The sequence below is a fragment of the Alkaliphilus peptidifermentans DSM 18978 genome (assembly GCF_900101495.1).
GTDB classification, from domain to species: domain Bacteria; phylum Bacillota; class Clostridia; order Peptostreptococcales; family Natronincolaceae; genus Alkaliphilus_C; species Alkaliphilus_C peptidifermentans.
Map to the genome: position 1 here is coordinate 40,645 of NZ_FMUS01000026.1, position 18,358 is coordinate 59,002.

The window sequence follows — 18,358 nt, forward strand, 5'->3', positions numbered from 1 at the left end:
ATGAGTGAAAAGGTACGTTTAGATCAACTTTTATTCCAAAAGGGTTTTTTTGATAGTAGAGAAAAGGCTAGAAGATCAATCATGGCAGGAGTTGTATTTATCGATAATCAAAGAGTGGACAAACCCGGCACAAAAATATCAGAAAATGCAGTAATTAATATAAAAGAAAATGTGCTTCCTTATGTTAGTAGAGGCGGGCTAAAGCTGGAGAAGGCTATCGCAGAGTTTAATATAAAATTAGATAATAATATTTGTCTTGATATTGGAGCCTCTACAGGTGGCTTCACTGATTGTATGCTTCAAAATGGAGCACAGAAGGTTTTTTCGATAGATGTTGGGTATGGGCAGCTTGACTGGAAGCTTCGACAAGATCCGAGGGTTATTTGTATGGAAAGGACAAATATTAGATACGTAGAGCTTGAAAATATCGGTGGAATAGAAGTTGATTTTGCTTCTATTGATGTTTCATTCATATCCTTAAAGCTTGTTTTACCAGTTGTTAAAAAGCTGATTAAGGTCGGTGGAGAAGTAGTAGCATTAATTAAACCACAATTTGAGGCAGGTAGAGACAAGGTAGGAAAAAAAGGTGTTGTTAGAGATATTCTTGTACATAAAGATGTTGTAGTGGAAATTGTTAGGTATGTAAGAAACTTGGGCTTTACTATTAAAGGATTTTCATTTTCTCCAATCAAGGGACCCGAAGGCAATATTGAATATTTATTACACTTGAAAAATAGTTGTGATGAAGATAACTATTCCATAGAGGAAATTAAAACTATTATTGAAAAATCCCATATTGAGCTATAATAAAAAATTAGTCAGTAATTAAATGCTGGCTTTTTATATATTAAAAAAACTTATAATTTTATCAGACTGTATACAAACCCTTGATATTTTCAAAAAGAGGTACTATCTCATATAAAAAAATATTTATATGTAGAAATTTATTAGAATATGATTGTAAATTTTGAAGGATATTGTTAATTAATGAAGAATAATAAAAATACATAGTTATGCATATGATGAATAATAATTTTAGTGTTAAAGATTTAAAATTAATATAATTGCCAAGGAGGGATACTATGAAGTATACAAGACATGCAAAGATTTTAGAAATAATAGATAATAAGGAGATAGAAACTCAAGAAGAATTATCTGAGCAATTAAGAAAAATGGGGTTAAATGTAACTCAAGCTACAGTTTCTAGAGACATAAAGGAATTGCGGCTAATTAAGGTTTTATCCAAGACAGGAAAATACAAATATGCTACTTTAAAGAGTCAAGACTCTATTTTGTCTGATCGGTTAATTAGATTATTTAAGGACTCAATACTTTCAATAGATCATTCTGGTAATCTACTGGTTATGAAAACGATTCCAGCAGCAGCCCAAGCGGCAGCCTCTGCTATCGATGCTGCCGGCTTCGATGGAGTTGTTGGGACAGTAGCAGGTGATGATACAATTTTTGTACTTATTCGCGAAGGAACGGTTATGGAAGATGCAAAAGATCATTTTAGAAAGCTTATGAAGTAGAGGGGGTAGTGTATGCTTTTAGAGCTGGAGGTTAAGAACTTTGCACTAATTGATAAATTACATCTTCAGTTTGAAAAAGGGTTAAACATCCTAACAGGAGAGACTGGTGCAGGAAAGTCAATTATTATTGATGCAGTAAACATGGCAATTGGAGAAAGGGCTGACAGAGAATTTGTACGTAGTGGACAAAACAAGTGTACTGTACAGGCAATATTTTTATGTAAAGATCCCTATGAATTAGAAGAAATACTATCTTCCAATGGAATCGACTGGGAAGCTGATGGAAATATTATTGTAACTAGAGAAATTTATACCAACGGAAGAAGTATAGCCCGTGTTAATGGTACCATTGTAACTCAAACCCTATTGAAAAAAATCACTGAAAAGCTTATTGATATTCATGGGCAACATCAGCATCAATCATTATTAAATTCTCTTTATCATATCGACATGTTAGATGCCTTCGGTGGCGATGAAATTCATGAACTTAATTTACTTATTGATAAGAAATACAAGCAGCTATCGATATTAAAGAACCAATTAAAAGAAATATGCGGAAATGAAATGGAAAGAGAGCGAAAAATAGATTTGCTTAAATTTCAAATCGAAGAAATCAATGCTGCAAAGCTAAATATCGATGAAGAAGAAATCCTCCTTCAACAAAGAAATCTATTGGCAAACAGCGAAAAAATTTATACGGTTGTAGCAGATGCCTATGAAGGACTTTATGAAGGTAGTAACTTTCCAGCTGTAGCTACTACTATATCAAAAACTGTAATGCAGCTACATAATATCATTAACTATGACGATAAACTGAGTTATTTTTATCAGGCCCTTGAAGAGGTCCAGTATAAGTTGGATGATTTATCGAGAGATATTAGAGAATATAGGGATTTAATAGAGTTTAATCCTGAGTCTATTGATGAAATAGAAAGAAGACTGGATTTAATTAATAGCCTCAAGAGGAAATATGGTAAATCAATAAAGCTGATTCTTGAGTATAGAGATAAAATTCAAAAAGATCTCGATATTCTTCTTAACAGTGAAGAGGAAATAATTAGACTCCAAAAAGAAATTGATAAAACAAAGGATGAGCTGAATATAGTATCGATTTCTTTAAGTGAATTACGAAAAAAAGCAGCATTACTTCTTGAAAGAGATTTAACAGCGGTATTAATGGATCTTAACATGAAAAGTGTTACCTTTAAAGTAGATATTAAGCAATCTATTGATGCCAATAATAATTTTAAATTTACCAGTAAAGGTATCGATCAGGTGGAATTTATATTATCTGCTAATCTAGGTGAACAAATGAAACCTTTGGCAAAAATTGCTTCAGGTGGTGAAATGTCTAGGATTATGCTGGCATTAAAAACTATACTGGCAGATGTAGATTCAATAAATACTTTAATTTTTGATGAAATTGATACTGGAATAAGCGGACAAACAGCCCATATCGTTTCTGAAAAGCTTTACGAAATATCAAAAATTCATCAGGTTATTTGCATAACCCACCTGCCGCAAATTGCTTCAATGGCTGAAGCCCACTATTTAATCAGTAAAAATGAAGAACAGGGTTCAACCAAGACATCTGTAGTAAGACTTGATTATAATAATCGAATAAAGGAAGTCGGACGATTACTTGGAGGACAACTAACTGACATAACCATAAAGCATGCTAAGGAAATGATCGACCAGTCAAGCTTGAAAAGAAGTTAAATCTTTTCAAGCTTTTTTAATTATTCCTAAAAAGGATAAAGATGTCATCTTTATAAGTATTTATATATAATAATCACTCTCCCAAAAGGCCAAATTAAAGGTAGCTAATAATTTTACTCCACATGAAGGAGAGTGATATAAATTGAACAATAATAATAGCTATAAGTTAAGTAAGCGAATCTTTACTTGTTTTTTTCTTATTATCCTTCTATGTATTATTGTTTTCCAAAAAAACGGAAGCCTACCTTCTGAATATAATATTCAAATTGGTGAATCTCACACTATAAATACAAAATTTCCTCTTTCTTTATCCTTTGATGAAACGGTAGAAGATATTCTAGAAATAAGTAAGATTAATGATAGGAATAATATCTTCTCAAGGGTAAACAATCAAATACATTTAAAATCTATTGAGAAGGGTAGTAAAGAATTAAAATATAATATTTTGGGATTTATTCCTTATAAAACAGTGAGAGTCAATGTTGTACCAAAACTATATTTATACCCTGGAGGACAATCTATAGGTGTAAGATTAAATACTGAGGGAGTCCTAATAGTTGGAATTGCAGAAATATTAGATGATGAAGGAGTAAAACATAATATTGCAGAAGCCAGTGGGATTAGAATAGGTGATTCATTAATGGCGATTAATAATCAAAAAGTAGAAAATAAGTATCATGTTATAGAAATGCTTCAAAATAGTAATGGTGAGAAAATTACACTTACAATAAAGAGGAATGACAAATATTTTCAAACCGACATAACTCCAATAAAATCAAGTGAAGATAAAAAATTCAAGTTAGGGTTTTGGGTGAGAGATAAGACAGCAGGTGTTGGAACCTTAACTTTTTTTCATGAAGAAAGCAGTAAATTTGGCGCTTTAGGTCATGCAATTACAGATGTAGAGACCGGAAACATTCTTTCAGTAAAGGATGGAGAAATTATTAAGTCAAAGGTAGTCTCTATACAAGAAGGAAAAAAAGGTAGACCTGGAGAAATAAGAGGGCTATTTTATGAATTAGATAAGCCTTTAGGTAGATTATTAAAGAATACTATTCATGGAATATATGGTGAATTAATTAATGATATTAATGACTCTAAATATAATAAGCCAATTGAAATGGCATATCAACATGAAATAGAGGTTGGGCCAGCCTATATTTTAACTACCCTTGATGATAATAAAGTGGATAGATACGATATTGAGATTATTAGAATTAATACTCAAGTTAAAGCAGATAGTAAAAGCATGATTATACGTGTTACTGACGATAGACTTCTTAATAAAACAGGAGGAATAGTTCAAGGAATGAGTGGAAGTCCAATAATACAAAATAATAAGGTGGTTGGTGCAGTCACCCATGTATTAGTGAATGATCCAACGAAAGGTTATGGTATATTTATCGAGTGGATGGTAGAAGAATCGGGAATATTCGATAAGAAAATGTAAAAAAATACACTGAATGTGTAAGATTTCATGGAATTAGTAAAAAAAATGGTGAGCGAAAATAATGTATTAATTTTTAAATTGGGAAGGAATAATATCTCATTTGTCGAATTTGTTATTAAAATTAATAAAGCTTAATAAATGTGGTACAGGGGGGTTACTTGTGAAAAATGATAGAATTAAAGTATTAATTGCTGATGACAATGAAGATTTTTGTGATATCTTGAGTGAATATTTAGAAAGACAACCGGATATCGAAGTAGTTGGCATTGCTAAAGATGGTATTGAGGCAGTGGATTTAATACCAAAAACATCACCAGACATAGTAGTATTAGATATTATTATGCCACATCTTGATGGACTTGGTGTATTGGAGAAGTTAAATGAGAGTAAATTAGAGATTTTTCCCAAAATTATCATATTGTCTGCGGTTGGTCAAGATAAAATTACTCAAAGAGCAATTGGGCTTGGAGCAGACTATTATGTAATAAAACCATTTGATTTCGAAGTATTTATCGAAAGAATTAGGCAAATGGTAAAAGGCTCTGGATCTTCTGCAGATAGAAAACGACCACAGAATACACAACACAAATCTCTTGTAAATAATAATAGAAGCCTTGAAGCAGATATAACTAATATTATACATGAAATTGGTGTGCCTGCTCATATCAAAGGTTATTTATATTTAAGAGAAGCAATAACAATGGTTGTTGGTAATATTGAATTATTAAGTGCAGTAACTAAAGAATTGTATCCATCTATTGCAAAAAAATATAATACAACAGCCAGTAGGGTAGAAAGAGCTATTCGGCATGCAATAGAAGTAGCTTGGAGTAGAGGTAAGGTTGATACAATTAATAACTTGTTTGGTTATACCATAAACACAGATAAAGGTAAACCAACAAATTCGGAATTTATAGCTATGGTGGCAGATAAGCTTAGATTAGAAAAACAAGTGGGGTAGTAGGGGGAAATAAGCAAGGGTGGTTTACATAAATCAATTATGTAAACCACCCTTGCTATTTAAGACTATCAATTATTTTATTTATTAAATTTGAGTCATAACCTTTTCTATATAGGGCTGCTATGACTTTATTTTTTAATATATAAGGATTAGCTTCCTTCTTTTTATATTGAGTATAATACTTTTCTACTAATTTTTTTGCTTCCTCTTCATATACATTTTCATTTTGGGAAATTTCATATGTAATATCATCATCATTCTCAATTTCGTTTATGGCGTTTCCTATAATATCCCAGGAGTATCCTTTTGATAATAATTTTGCCGAAAGCTTCTCCTTAAGTTTATTGGTAGGGGTTTTTATATTTTGCAAATAAAACTTCTTACCAATTATAACAGCATTCTTAAGCTGATCCTCCTCATTATATATTGACGAATTTTTTTTAATTAAACTATCCTCAATACCCTTCTCCTTAAGATTATATTGTATTTTTTTTAACCCATGAAGCTTATTATTGGAATGATCCTTAATAAAGCTTTCTGTATACTTCTCATCATCAATGAACTTATAATACTCAAGCTTTTCTAATGTGGTAGATATTATACTATCATCAAATCCTTTTTCTTTTAGGAGTTTAATAGTTTCGCCCTTTGTTCTTTGTTTTCTTGTTAAATAAGACAATGCCTTGTTAAAAGAATCCTTCAGAATGTTTGCCGTTACAATTTCCTTTAATTCATCTTCATTAACCTTTAAACCTACCTTTAGCTTGTGAAGTGCTATAATTTCTACATTACATGAAAAGCTATAATTTCCATCTATAAATATATTATAGTATTCCTTATTTTTTAATTGCTGTTGGATATTTGTTATTACCTTCATATTATCACACCTTTTATGTTTATTCTTAAGTATCATTTTATAGAAATTAGCGAAATAATAAAAGGATTTTTCCTCAAACTCTAGATAATATATGAATTAAAGAATGTTTATTGTTATTATACAAATACTATAGTGAATAGAAAACACGTTTAATGAGTAATGAGTAATAATCAAAACATAAAAAAATAAATGTTAAATGCTGAATGCTGAATGTTGAATGTTGAATGTTGAATGCAGAATGTTGAATGAAAATTGCAATGAGAATAGAACGAAGATAGATAACAAAAGCTAAAAATAGAAGAGTTATATACTATTTAATTAAAATTATAGCCAAAAGGATAAATAAGAGTAAAGAAAATTATAAACATATTTACAAACTGGAGGTTAAAGGATGTTCAAGCGGGCACCCTTAAGAATAGATAAAAAAACAAAGAATCTCGTTACTAGGCTTAATCCTGGTGAGGTAGCAGTTATACATCATAAAGATTTAGATGAAATAGCCGCATTATCCTTGGTGGAGAAGAAGGTTTTGGCGGTGATTAATTGTGATAATTTTATAAGCGGAAAGTATCCTAATTCTGGGCCATCAATTTTACTTAAAAATCAAATACCCATGTACGAAGCTGAAAACAGCATTCTGTTTGAACATCTCGTTGATGGCGATATTATTGAAATCAATAATAACTCTTTGTATTTAGATGGAAAGCTAATTTCTCAGCTTAAAGAAATAACAACAGAATTCATAGCTACTGCTTTAATTGAAGCCGAAGCAAATTTAGAAATAGAGCTTGAAAAATTTATTGATAACACACTGCATTATGCATCTAAAGAGAAGAATTTGTTATTAAGGGATCTAAGTATTCCTATTCCAAAATTAAATATCAAAGGTAGACATGTACTTGTTGTAGTCAGAGGAAAGAATTATAGGGAAGACTTAGAAACTATTTTACCATATATTAAACAGGAAAAACCGGTAATTATAGGAGTTGATGGTGGTGGTGATGCACTCCTTGAGTTTGGAATTATACCAGATATCTTAATAGGTGATATGGACAGTGTAAGTGATATTTGTTTAAAGAGAAGTAAGCAGGTTTATGTTCATGCATATCTAGACGGATACTCTCCAGGAATGGAAAGGATCAAAAAATTAGGTATTGATGTTACAACATTTCCAGCCCCAGGCACCAGTGAAGATATTGCAATGCTATTAGCATATGAGAATGGAGCAGATTTAATTGTTGCAGTAGGAACACATTCTAATATGGTGGATTTTTTAGAAAAGGGTAGATCTGGTATGGCAAGCACCCTTCTTGTAAGAATGAAAATTGGAACTAAACTGGTAGATGCAAAGGGAGTAAATCAACTATATCAAAGTACTATTGAAACAAGACATATTATTTGGCTTGGATTAGCATCAATAATTCCAATTGTTATTATAGCTGGTGTTTCAAAACCAATACACCATCTTTTTAGAATCATCCATATGAGGTTAAGACTTTTTTTAGGAATATGAAGGGGTGATAGTTGCCAATGGTTAGTATGAAATATTATATTGTTACAATCGCAGCACTTTTTGTTGCATTAGGAACAGGAATTTTAATAGGTGTTAACCTTAATGAGTCTGATTTTTATTTAAGACAGCAGCAGCTACTGCTGGAAGGCATAGAAACTAAATTTAATGAACTTCAGGTGGAAAGAGAAAGCTACATGACAGAAATTGATGGCTTAATAAGAGAAAAGGAAAAGAATAGTGCGTTTATTGATAACTTATACAAGGAAATAATTAAGCAAAGGCTGGTAGGATATAATATTGCAATAATTAAAACAACTGATATTTTCTATTATGATGATGTACCTATATTACTTGAGGAAGCAGGAGCGAATATTGCTATTGAAATTACTTATAAAGATAGAATTTTCAATTATAGCGAAGAAGAAAAGTTAGAGCTGTACGAAATCTTTAATATATATGACTATAACGAGCTTATAGCTGCAATTAATGATCAAGTGGTAAACTTCTTAACCTTTGGCAAAGAAAGTGAATTTCTTACGTATTTAATAGAAAACCAATGGATTGGTTATACAGGAAATAAAGCTATATTAGAAGATAGTCCAATACATTATGTAGTAATTGCAGGTGGAAGCCTTAGTAAAGAAGCTAAAACAGTGGAAGAAATTGATTTAGATATAATTAATAAATGCAAGAAAAATGTAATTCCTGTTGTAGGAATAGAGCGAATAGATGCTGGGTATTCATATATTCCATATTACAAAAAAGAGAAAATATCTACAGTAGATAATATAAATACAATTATGGGAAAAGTATCACTTGTATATATTATAACAGGGATAAATGGACACTTTGGAGAAGGTGAGTACTCAGAAAATTTAATTCCTAGCTTAATCGAATATTAGGAGGAATCTTTTTGAAACCAATTATAGCAGCTATTATTCCAGCCTATAATGAAGAGGCATTTATAGAGAAAACTTTAATTTCCCTTCAGAAGGTAGATGAAATTACAGACATACTTGTTGTAGACGACGGCTCGAAGGATGATACATGTAAAATAGTAGAAGCCTACAAAAACATAAAGCTAATAAAACAACCATATAACATGGGCAAGGGGGCTGCATTAAAAAAAGGAGTTGATGTAGCACTGGAAATGGCAGATATAGTAGTATTTTTAGATGCTGATCTGGAAAATAGTAGTAGGGAAGTGAAAAAGCTCCTTAAGCCAATAATAGAAGGAAGTGCCGACGTTACAATAGCAAAATTTCCTCCACCTAAAATAACGGGTGGTTTTGGTCTAGTAAAATCATTGGCAGAAACAGGAGTATATTTTCATACTGGTAAAACTTTAACCTCCACCTTATCTGGTCAAAGAGCTATACGAAAAGAGGTATTAAATAATATTAATATAGGTCATCATGGCTTTGGAATTGAACTTGCTATGACAATAGACATACTAAGTAAGGGATACTCCATAGTTGAAGTAGATGTTGATATGAGTCATAGAGAGACTGAAAGAAATATATCAGGATTTATGCATCGTGGTAAGCAATTTGTAGATATATTTAAAGTGATTTACTTGAAAAAGCTGCAGAGGATGAATTGAAAAGTGATATTATTTTTAGCAAGTGCTATAACAACATATTTTACTCTGCCCTTTATCTATAGTCTTTTAAAAGGGGCCAATATACTTAGAAAAAATTATAAAGGAGACTCTATTCCAGTTGGTATGGGAATAGCTCTTATTCCAGTTTTGATTTTGAATAGCACCATAATTCTTTCTTACAAAGATAGGAGTAGCGAAATCGTGCTTGTTTTCCTATTAGGGAATCTGACCATGGCATTTATAGGAATTATTGATGATTTAATAGGCAATCGTGACACTCTTGGAATAAAGGGCCATATGGGAGCCCTTGCGAGGGGAAGATTAACAACAGGTGGATTAAAAGCAGTAATGGGCATAATGATTGCTCTTTTTATCAGCATACTCTTATCAACTAATGTTGTAGATTTACTAGTTAATCTATTGATTATAGCTCTAATGACCAATTTGATTAATTTGCTAGATCTAAGGCCAGGAAGAGGAATAAAGGCTTTTTTTACTATTTCTATAATATTTTTAATTATAGGCTTAACTAAAGAGTCAGAGGAATTACTTTTTATAATGCTTGGATACTTAATAATATACTTCCCTAAGGATTTAAAGGGTAAGTATATGATGGGTGATGTGGGGTCTAATACACTTGGAGTTAATCTTGGGATAATTGCAGCAATCAGCTTTTCTACTTTTACAAAAGTAATAATAGTGTCTATTCTAATTTTTATCCATCTGTTTGCTGAAAGATACTCTATTACTGATGTTATAAAAAAAATAAAAATATTAAACTTTATTGATGAATTAGGAAGATAACGAACCATTAATTTATTTGAGGTGTATAATATGATAAGTCTAAGAAGAGGATATGTTAAAAAAATTATACATCAGACCATTGATAAATCAGAAGTCATTGTGGAAATAAACGGAGCCCTGGAAAAAGCTATTAACTATAATCACTTAAGTGGAGAGATAGCTGTAGGGGATTTGGTCATAATGAATATAACAGCCGTCGAACTTGGATTAGGGACAGGAGGTTATCATTTCATAATTGCAAATTTAAGACATGAAAGCATCAAATCCGGTGGAAAAGGGCATATAATGAAGCTGCGATATACTCCTATTCAAATCAAAGTATTAGCTGCTGAGGAGCAAAATAGTCCATATCATGAGCTTTTTCTCAATTTCGAATCACTCAATGGGTTACCAGTGCTAATAGGATCCCTTCATAGTATGCTTTTACCAATGGCCGCCACAATAAAATATTATAGACCTAAAGCTAAAATTGCATACATTATGACGGATGGCGCAGCTCTGCCAATATATTTAAGTAAGACGGTAGATTTATTAAAGGAAAAAAAGCTCATTGATGCTACAATAACCATAGGGAATGCTTTTGGTGGAGATTTTGAATGCATAAATGTGTATAATGGATTAATAGCTGCGAAGGAAATTATTAAATGTGATTTTGCTATTATAACGATGGGACCTGGTATTGTAGGCTCTGGAACACCATTTGGGTTTTCAGGAATAGAGCAGGGAATAAATATAGATGCAGTTAATAGCTTAGGGGGAAAGGCAATTACAATACCAAGGATTAGCTTTGCAGATGAACGTGAAAGACATAAAGGAATCAGCCATCATACCCTAACTGTGCTGAATAAAATTGCCAAAACCAAAAGCTATCTTCCATTACCTTTACTTGGAAAAACCAAGATGGATTATTTACATAATCAAATAAATAACTTGAAAATAGATAAAAAACATTATATTGTAGAAGTGAATGCAAGTATTTTACCGACAATACTAGATAAATATAGCATTAGAGTAAATTCAATGGGGAGAGAGTTTAATGATGATCCAGCTTTTTTTCTAGCCTGTTGCAGTGGAGCAAGGTATAGTTTAGAAGCACTGAAGTGAAAAAGGGGAAATAAGTGTATAGGGAGGGATTAATATGACCCAAGAGGAAAAAACTATGAAAAGTGAGCGAATATACGAGGGTAAAGTTATTAATTTAAGGGTAGATACTGTTGAACTACCAGAAAGAAAGTATTCGAAGCGAGAAATAGTTGAGCATAGTGGGGCTGTTGGAATCATTGCAATAACAGAAAACCAAGAAATGATATTTGTTAAGCAATACAGAAAATCTGTGGAAGCGGTATTATTGGAAATTCCAGCTGGCAGAATAGAACAGGATGAGACTCCAATCACTACTGCACTACGTGAGCTTGAAGAAGAGACTGGATATATTGCCAATAAGATGACTAAAATTATTGAGTATTATACTAGCCCAGGATTTTCTAACGAGGTTTTACATATATTTTTTGCAGAAGGGTTAGTTGAAGGAGTTGCACATCCAGATGAAGATGAATACATTGAGGTCACATACTTATCAATAGATGAAGCAATGAAAAGAATTAAACAGGGAGAGATTAAGGATAGTAAAACAATAATGGCAGTTTTACTATATAAAACGATGATAAATACTGAAGTTTAGTCTTTTCAGGTTGTCTAAAAAACTAGAAAGGACAAGGCATAAAATAACCCTTTTAGGCATAATGTTTTTAGTAGTAACAAAAGCCAAATAAGGGGGACTTGAGGTGCCAAAATCAATTATTGAGTTTTTTAAAAAGCATATTAAAGATAATTTTTTCTTATATTCGATTATACTGTTTTGTTTTTTAATAGGGGTTTCAGTAGGGGCTTTTACAGTTAAAGTAGTTAATATTCATCAAAAACAAGAGCTTGTTGCATATTTAAGGGGCTTTTTCCGTTTGCTTGATGAATCTGGTCTTACAGGGCTAGATATATTTAAAGAATCATTTAGTAATAATTTTCAGCTGCTATTGTTAAATTGGTTTATGGGTTTAATATTGGTGGGAATTCCATTTGTTTTCATGATTATTATTTTCAAAGGGTTTGTAATTGGGTTTACAGTAGGTCTAATTATTGAAGAATTTAAGCTCTATGGAATCTTACTATTTGTTTTTGCAATATTCCCCCAAAATATTATACTAGTACCAGCATATATTATTGCCGCAGTTACCTCAATATCCTTTGCATTTATAATAATAAAAGCGAAAATTAATAAAGTGAAGAACTTCAATTATAGTAGACATTTTTTAATCTATACTACTATTTATTTGGCAGTATTTGCAACCATTTTAATTGCTTCATTCATAGAATCCTTTATAGTACCATTTTTTATCAAGGTAATTGTTAGGTATATACAATAAGTAATATAAATGATTGTAAGAAACAATAAACAAAAATTATTTTTTTTTGCAGGAATTATCAACATTTCGTTGAATTTAATTTAATAGCAACGATATAGAGGGAGTTTTTATACTATGGAAGAACATATTAATGGATTTATATCATATTTAGGTACAGAAAGACAACTATCTAGTAATACATTAGAATCTTATAAAAGAGATATTACTCAATTTAGTGACTATCTTAAAACGGTTAATATTACTCCAATAGTAAGGACTAATAAAACCACAGTTATTACATATTTATTACATATGCAAAATACTGGAAAAGCAATTTCTACTGTATCTAGAAACCTTGCATCGATTCGATGCTTTTTTCAATATCTATTAATGAACAAGATAATAGAACAAGACCCAACTTTAAATTTAGAATCACCTAAGACAGAGAAAAAGCTACCCAATATACTGACTTTAAAAGAGATAGATATATTATTAAGTCAACCACAGGGGAGCACTGCAAAGGGCATTAGAGACAAAGCAATGCTTGAGCTCTTATATGCTACAGGGATTAGAGTTAGTGAGATTATATCACTAAATGTCGACGATGCAAATTTAGAAATGGGTTATATTAAATGTTCTTGCAGCAGTAAGGAACGGGTAATCCCAATTGGTTCATTGGCACTAAAAGTATTGAATATTTACCTTGAAGATTATAGGATTCTATTAGAAAAACCAACATCAGATAATGCGTTGTTTCTTAACTGTCATGGACAGCGGCTTACAAGGCAAGGGTTTTGGAAAATAATTAAATCATATACTAAGCAAGCCAATATTGATAAAAAAATCACTCCCCATACACTTAGACATTCTTTTGCAACTCATTTAATTCAAAATGGAGCAGATTTAAAGTCAGTACAGGAAATGCTAGGGCATTCAGATATCTCTACAACACAGATATATATGCAGGTTACTAGGAATAAGATAAAAGAAGTTTATAATAAAGCACATCCAAGGGCCTAATATGGGTCCTGTTTTTTTCTAATAATAAATGAAGTATAAGTGTTTAATGAATAGTAAATACAATAGATGTAGAGGTAGCTTTCATGCATATATAGGTGAGGGCAGATAAGGTAATATGTAAAAAGTTTATAATACCATCGATTACCTATAGTGAATAAGTAATAGTGAATATGTAGCAAATAATATGTTATAAGTAAGAGTGAGAAGAATATATAAAAGGGTATATTGTAAATAACTATATAAATAAATGGAGGTAGCAAAATGATTAATAGAGTTGTACTATTCATTATGGATAGTGTTGGGATAGGTGCTCTGCCCGACTCAGAAAACTTTGGTGATGTAGGTGTAAATACCTTAGGAAATATTGCTACTGCTACAGGCGGTTTAAATCTTCCTAATTTACAAAAAATTGGTTTAGGAAATATCGATGGAATTATGGGAATAGATCCTATAGCTAATCCCTTAGGTGCCTTTGGAAAGGCTATGGAGATATCTAATGGGAAGGATACAACAATTGGTCATTGGGAGCTGGTGGGCTTACATGTTAAAAAGCCTCTACGAACGTATCCAGATGGATTTCCTAAAGACATAATGGATGCTTTTGAGGCTAAAATCGGTAGAAAAACCCTTGGTAATAAAGCAGCATCTGGAACAGTAATACTTGATGAATTAGGAAAAGAGCATATGGAAACAGGTTTTCCTATTGTATACACCTCTGCTGATAGTGTTTTTCAAATTGCAGCCCATGAAGAAATAATTCCGTTGGATGAACTATATAAAATGTGTCAAATAGCTCGAGACTTAATGATGGGGGATCATGCAGTTGCCAGGATAATAGCTAGACCATTTGTAGGACAGCCAGATAGCTTCTCAAGAACCTCCAATCGTAGAGATTACTCATTGGATCCATTTGGGGAGACACTTTTGGATATAGCAAAAAATAAAGGCCTAGATGTTGTTGGTATTGGTAAGATTGAAGATATATTCAACGGTAAAGGAATCACAGAGGCAGTCCATACTAAGGATAATATGGATGGAATAGATCAGACCATCAACTTTTTAAATAGTGATAATAAGGGAATTATATTCACTAATTTAGTAGATTTTGATGCTAAATATGGACATAGAAGAGATCCACAGGGATATAGAATGGCCCTGGAAGAAATGGACAGTAGAATACCTGAAATTTTAAATTGTATGAAATCTGGAGATATTATTATTTTCACTGCAGATCACGGAAATGACCCAACATATAAGGGATCAGATCATACAAGAGAATATATACCGATTGTTATATATGGAAGTTCAATTAAGTCAAACACCAATTTAGGCATTAGAAAATCCTTTGCTGATATTGCAAAAACAATATCTGATTTATTAGAGATACCTGACACAGGAAATGGTGATAGCTTTAAAAACTTAATCATAAAATAAAGGGGTTGTGGATATGGATTTGTATGAAAAAATAAATCAAGCGTCGGAATATCTTAGTTCAAACTTGAGGGGAAGGCCAACTGTTGGTTTAATCCTTGGTTCTGGATTAGGGGTACTGGCGAATGATATCGAAGAACCTCAGGTGATACCCTATAGTGAAATCCCTTATTTTCCAGTTTCTACAGTCGAAGGACATGCAGGTGAACTTGTTTTTGGTAATTTAAATGGTAAACAAGTATTGGCTATGAAGGGAAGATTCCACTATTATGAAGGCTATTCAATGGAGGAGGTTACTTTCCCGGTTAGAGTGATGAAGGCCTTGGGGATAGACACAATTATAGTAACAAACGCAGCAGGGGGTGTTAATAGGGAATTTAATCCTGGAGATTTAATGATAATTGAAGATCATATAAACTTTGCCTTTGATAATCCATTAATGGGTAAAAATGATGAACGATTGGGTGTTCGTTTTACGGATATGTCAAGTGCTTATGACAAAGCCCTAATAAAAATAGCTGAAGATGTGGCTAAATCAATAGATATGAAAGTTCAAAAAGGCGTTTATACCTTCTTATCTGGTCCAACCTATGAAACACCTTCAGAGGTTAAGATGGTGGAGATTTTAGGTGGTGATGCAGTAGGAATGTCAACAGTGCCGGAAGTTATGGTGGCAATACATGGTGGTATGAGGGCATTGGGTATTTCATGTATAAGTAATATGGCATCTGGTATTTTGCCTCAACCACTAAATCATGAAGAGGTAATCGAAACAACCCAAAGAGTTAAGGCGCAATTTACAGCATATATTAAAGAAATACTTTTAAACTTGTAAGGGAGTTGAAATAATGGATAATCTATTAAATAAAATAAAAGAGGCACAAGAATTTTTAATGAGTCGTATTGAATCAAAGCCTGAGATAGGATTAATTTTAGGATCTGGACTAGGAGATCTAGCTGATGAAATTCAAGAACCAATAATCATTGATTATAAGGAAATACCAAATTTTCCTGAATCAACAGTTGAAGGTCATGCAGGTCAGCTTGTTATAGGTAAGCTTGAAGGAAAAACAGTAGTGGCTATGAAGGGAAGATTTCATTACTATGAAGGTTATAGCATGAAGGAGGTTACCTTTCCTGTAAGAGTAATGCAGTCAATTGGAGTTAAACTTCTTCTGGTTACAAATGCTTGTGGAGGATTAAACCCGAAGCTTAGTGCTGGTAGCTTGATGATTATAAATGATCATATTAACTTTATGGGCACCAATCCACTCATAGGTAAAAATGAAGCTGAATTAGGCCCTAGATTTCCAGATATGTCAACTGCATATGATAAGGACTTGGTTAGTCTAGCCCATAGAGTAGGGGATAAGCTGGGAATAGAAACCCATGAGGGAGTATATCTAGCTATCAGTGGTCCAAACTACTTTTCAAAGGCAGAATTAAGAATGATTATAAGATTAGGGGCAGATACAATTGGTATGTCTACAGTTCCAGAGGTAATTGTTGCAAGACATGGAGGATTAAAGGTGTTAGGTATATCCTGTATTACAGATATGGCTATTCCAGACAGCTTGGAATCCATTAGCCATGAACAGGTTATGGAAATGGCTAAGAAAACCAAACCCAAATTTATTAATCTTGTAAAGGGAATTTTAAATGAGGTGGAAGCATAATGGGAATGGTAGACATAATTAAAAAGAAAAAGAATGGTGAAGCCTTAACAAAGGAAGAAATTAATTATTTTGTTAAGGAATATACAGAAGGTAATATCCCAGATTATCAAGCAGCTGCTCTACTAATGGCTATTTATTTTCAGAAGATGAATCAAGAGGAGACAGCCTTCTTAACAGAGGCCATGATGCACTCTGGAAAAGTAGTTGACCTTTCTGCTATAGATGGCATTAAGGTAGATAAGCATAGTACAGGTGGAGTAGGGGATAAAACCACCATTGCCCTTGGGGCCATGGTGGCAGCTTGTGGAGTGCCAGTTGCAAAAATGTCAGGTAGAGGGTTAGGTCATACTGGTGGCACAATTGATAAGCTAGAGTCTTTTCCAGGCTTTTCTGTAGAATTAAGTATTGATGACTTTATACATAATGTTAATGATATAAAAATAGCTGTTGTAGGGCAGACACAAGATTTGGCCCCGGCAGATAAAACCTTATATGCCCTTAGAGATGTAACATCTACCGTAGATAATCTTTCGTTAATTGCAAGTAGTGTAATGTCAAAAAAATTAGCGGCTGGAGCTGACGCAATTTTATTGGATGTAAAGACGGGTAATGGGGCATTTATGAAGGAAATAGATGATTCCTTTGCCCTAGCAAAGGAAATGGTTGCAATAGGTTCGAAGATGAAGAGAGATACCATAGCTGTTATTACTGATATGGAGCAACCCCTTGGATTTGCTGTTGGTAATAGTCTTGAGGTTATAGAGGCTATTGAAACCTTAAAGGGTAATGGGCCTGCAGACTTTACAGAACTATGTATTACCTTGGGGTCATATATGCTTTTGCTTGCTAAGAAGGTGAGTACAGTTCAGCAGGGTAGGGCTGAAATGGAAAAGGTAATTTCCAACAGAAAAGCCCTTGAGGTTTTAAAAACCTTTATTGAGAGACAGGGTGGAGATGGCAATTTAGTAGATAATCCTGAATTGCTACCAAAGGCTAAAAATGTATATATATTAAAATCAAACAAAGATGGATACATACATGGTATTCATGCTGAAACAGTGGGGTTAAGTGCATTGCTGCTGGGTGCAGGTCGAGAAACAAAGGCAAGTATTATTGATCTATCTGTTGGTATAGTTTTTAGAAAAAAAGCAGGTGATGAAATAATGTCAGGAGAACCATTGGCAGAAATTCATTATAATGATGAGGTCAAGTTTCAACAAGCATTAGAGAAATTAAAATCCGCCTATACTATAGAAACTGATAAGCCAATTGTTAGACCATTGGTTTATGGAATAGTTACAGTTGATGGAGTGGAAAGACTATAATTTTAGAAATTAAAAGATAATAATGCAATGCACTTTACTTTAATGAGT

General features: G+C 32.5%; 18 protein-coding genes. 17 read left to right on the forward strand and 1 reads right to left on the reverse strand.

The features are described 5' to 3' along the window. The 5 genes from BLP68_RS16490 (at position 1) to spo0A (ending at position 5,662) form a co-directional block, all read left to right on the forward strand. On the forward strand, positions 1-807 hold the full coding sequence (locus BLP68_RS16490; protein WP_091545894.1) for a TlyA family RNA methyltransferase: 807 nt from the start codon (positions 1-3) through the stop codon (positions 805-807). Between the two features lie 275 nt (positions 808-1,082). After that, on the forward strand, positions 1,083-1,532 hold the full coding sequence (locus tag BLP68_RS16495; RefSeq protein WP_091545898.1) for an arginine repressor: 450 nt from the start codon (positions 1,083-1,085) through the stop codon (positions 1,530-1,532). Positions 1,533-1,544: 12 nt separating this feature from the next. Continuing rightward, positions 1,545-3,251 carry a DNA repair protein RecN gene (gene recN / locus BLP68_RS16500; RefSeq protein WP_091545901.1) on the forward strand — a complete coding sequence of 569 codons (1,707 nt, stop codon included), beginning with the start codon at positions 1,545-1,547 and terminating at the stop codon, positions 3,249-3,251. Positions 3,252-3,393: 142 nt separating this feature from the next. Then, positions 3,394-4,701: a SpoIVB peptidase gene (spoIVB, locus tag BLP68_RS16505; protein WP_091545905.1), complete on the forward strand. Its 1,308-nt coding sequence runs from the start codon at positions 3,394-3,396 to the stop codon at positions 4,699-4,701. A gap of 160 nt (positions 4,702-4,861) precedes the next feature. After that, complete coding sequence (gene spo0A, locus BLP68_RS16510; RefSeq protein WP_091545909.1) at positions 4,862-5,662, forward strand: sporulation transcription factor Spo0A; 801 nt, start codon at positions 4,862-4,864, stop codon at positions 5,660-5,662. Between the two features lie 55 nt (positions 5,663-5,717). Here the strand turns inward: spo0A and BLP68_RS16515 are convergent, their stop codons facing one another. After that, positions 5,718-6,539 carry a RecX family transcriptional regulator gene (locus tag BLP68_RS16515; protein ID WP_176759079.1) on the reverse strand — a complete coding sequence of 274 codons (822 nt, stop codon included), beginning with the start codon at positions 6,537-6,539 and terminating at the stop codon, positions 5,718-5,720. A gap of 391 nt (positions 6,540-6,930) precedes the next feature. Here BLP68_RS16515 and steA point away from each other — a divergent pair, with 391 nt between their 5' ends. The 12 genes from steA to BLP68_RS16575 all read left to right on the forward strand — a co-directional run bounded on the left by steA (position 6,931) and on the right by BLP68_RS16575 (position 18,310). Further along, the gene (gene steA, locus BLP68_RS16520) at positions 6,931-8,052 is read left to right on the forward strand and encodes a putative cytokinetic ring protein SteA (RefSeq protein WP_091545915.1); all 1,122 of its coding nucleotides are present in this window, start codon (positions 6,931-6,933) and stop codon (positions 8,050-8,052) included. Between the two features lie 17 nt (positions 8,053-8,069). Further along, complete coding sequence (locus tag BLP68_RS16525) at positions 8,070-8,954, forward strand: copper transporter (RefSeq protein ID WP_143003113.1); 885 nt, start codon at positions 8,070-8,072, stop codon at positions 8,952-8,954. 11 nt (positions 8,955-8,965) lie between these two features. Beyond that, entirely contained in the window at positions 8,966-9,655 is a 690-nt protein-coding gene (locus tag BLP68_RS16530) for a glycosyltransferase family 2 protein (RefSeq protein WP_091545920.1), read from the forward strand. A gap of 3 nt (positions 9,656-9,658) precedes the next feature. Continuing rightward, positions 9,659-10,459: an MraY family glycosyltransferase gene (locus BLP68_RS16535; RefSeq protein ID WP_091545922.1), complete on the forward strand. Its 801-nt coding sequence runs from the start codon at positions 9,659-9,661 to the stop codon at positions 10,457-10,459. A 30-nt stretch (positions 10,460-10,489) separates the two neighbouring features. After that, positions 10,490-11,563 carry a DUF3866 family protein gene (locus tag BLP68_RS16540; RefSeq protein WP_091545925.1) on the forward strand — a complete coding sequence of 358 codons (1,074 nt, stop codon included), beginning with the start codon at positions 10,490-10,492 and terminating at the stop codon, positions 11,561-11,563. Between the two features lie 34 nt (positions 11,564-11,597). Beyond that, a complete protein-coding gene (locus tag BLP68_RS16545) occupies positions 11,598-12,140 on the forward strand; it encodes an NUDIX hydrolase (protein WP_091545927.1) in 543 nt (180 codons plus the stop codon). Between the two features lie 103 nt (positions 12,141-12,243). After that, positions 12,244-12,879: a stage II sporulation protein M gene (spoIIM, locus tag BLP68_RS16550; protein WP_091545930.1), complete on the forward strand. Its 636-nt coding sequence runs from the start codon at positions 12,244-12,246 to the stop codon at positions 12,877-12,879. Between the two features lie 114 nt (positions 12,880-12,993). Beyond that, entirely contained in the window at positions 12,994-13,878 is an 885-nt protein-coding gene (xerD, locus tag BLP68_RS16555; protein ID WP_091545933.1) for a site-specific tyrosine recombinase XerD, read from the forward strand. 261 nt (positions 13,879-14,139) lie between these two features. Continuing rightward, positions 14,140-15,312 (forward strand): phosphopentomutase, encoded by a 1,173-nt coding sequence (locus BLP68_RS16560; protein ID WP_091545935.1) that lies wholly within the window; start codon positions 14,140-14,142, stop codon positions 15,310-15,312. 13 nt (positions 15,313-15,325) lie between these two features. Continuing rightward, positions 15,326-16,144 carry a purine-nucleoside phosphorylase gene (locus BLP68_RS16565; RefSeq protein WP_091545938.1) on the forward strand — a complete coding sequence of 273 codons (819 nt, stop codon included), beginning with the start codon at positions 15,326-15,328 and terminating at the stop codon, positions 16,142-16,144. A 13-nt stretch (positions 16,145-16,157) separates the two neighbouring features. Further along, positions 16,158-16,985, forward strand: a complete 828-nt coding sequence (locus BLP68_RS16570; RefSeq protein ID WP_091545940.1) for a purine-nucleoside phosphorylase — start codon at positions 16,158-16,160, stop codon at positions 16,983-16,985. Next, entirely contained in the window at positions 16,985-18,310 is a 1,326-nt protein-coding gene (locus tag BLP68_RS16575) for a pyrimidine-nucleoside phosphorylase (protein ID WP_091545942.1), read from the forward strand. The genes BLP68_RS16570 and BLP68_RS16575 overlap by 1 nt, the downstream gene beginning before the upstream one ends. Positions 18,311-18,358 lie beyond the last annotated feature (48 nt).

Excerpts from the sequence above, each read along its gene's own strand:
- BLP68_RS16490 (WP_091545894.1), top strand. The coding sequence starts at position 1 with ATGAGTGAAAAGGTACGTTTAGATCAACTTTTATTCCAAAAGGGTTTT.
- BLP68_RS16495 (WP_091545898.1), top strand. The coding sequence starts at position 1,083 with ATGAAGTATACAAGACATGCAAAGATTTTAGAAATAATAGATAATAAG.
- recN (WP_091545901.1), top strand. The coding sequence starts at position 1,545 with ATGCTTTTAGAGCTGGAGGTTAAGAACTTTGCACTAATTGATAAATTA.
- BLP68_RS16515 (WP_176759079.1), bottom strand. The coding sequence starts at position 6,539 with ATGAAGGTAATAACAAATATCCAACAGCAATTAAAAAATAAGGAATAC.
- steA (WP_091545915.1), top strand. The coding sequence starts at position 6,931 with ATGTTCAAGCGGGCACCCTTAAGAATAGATAAAAAAACAAAGAATCTC.
- BLP68_RS16525 (WP_143003113.1), top strand. The coding sequence starts at position 8,070 with ATGGTTAGTATGAAATATTATATTGTTACAATCGCAGCACTTTTTGTT.
- BLP68_RS16540 (WP_091545925.1), top strand. The coding sequence starts at position 10,490 with ATGATAAGTCTAAGAAGAGGATATGTTAAAAAAATTATACATCAGACC.
- BLP68_RS16545 (WP_091545927.1), top strand. The coding sequence starts at position 11,598 with ATGACCCAAGAGGAAAAAACTATGAAAAGTGAGCGAATATACGAGGGT.
- xerD (WP_091545933.1), top strand. The coding sequence starts at position 12,994 with ATGGAAGAACATATTAATGGATTTATATCATATTTAGGTACAGAAAGA.
- BLP68_RS16560 (WP_091545935.1), top strand. The coding sequence starts at position 14,140 with ATGATTAATAGAGTTGTACTATTCATTATGGATAGTGTTGGGATAGGT.
- BLP68_RS16565 (WP_091545938.1), top strand. The coding sequence starts at position 15,326 with ATGGATTTGTATGAAAAAATAAATCAAGCGTCGGAATATCTTAGTTCA.
- BLP68_RS16570 (WP_091545940.1), top strand. The coding sequence starts at position 16,158 with ATGGATAATCTATTAAATAAAATAAAAGAGGCACAAGAATTTTTAATG.
- BLP68_RS16575 (WP_091545942.1), top strand. The coding sequence starts at position 16,985 with ATGGGAATGGTAGACATAATTAAAAAGAAAAAGAATGGTGAAGCCTTA.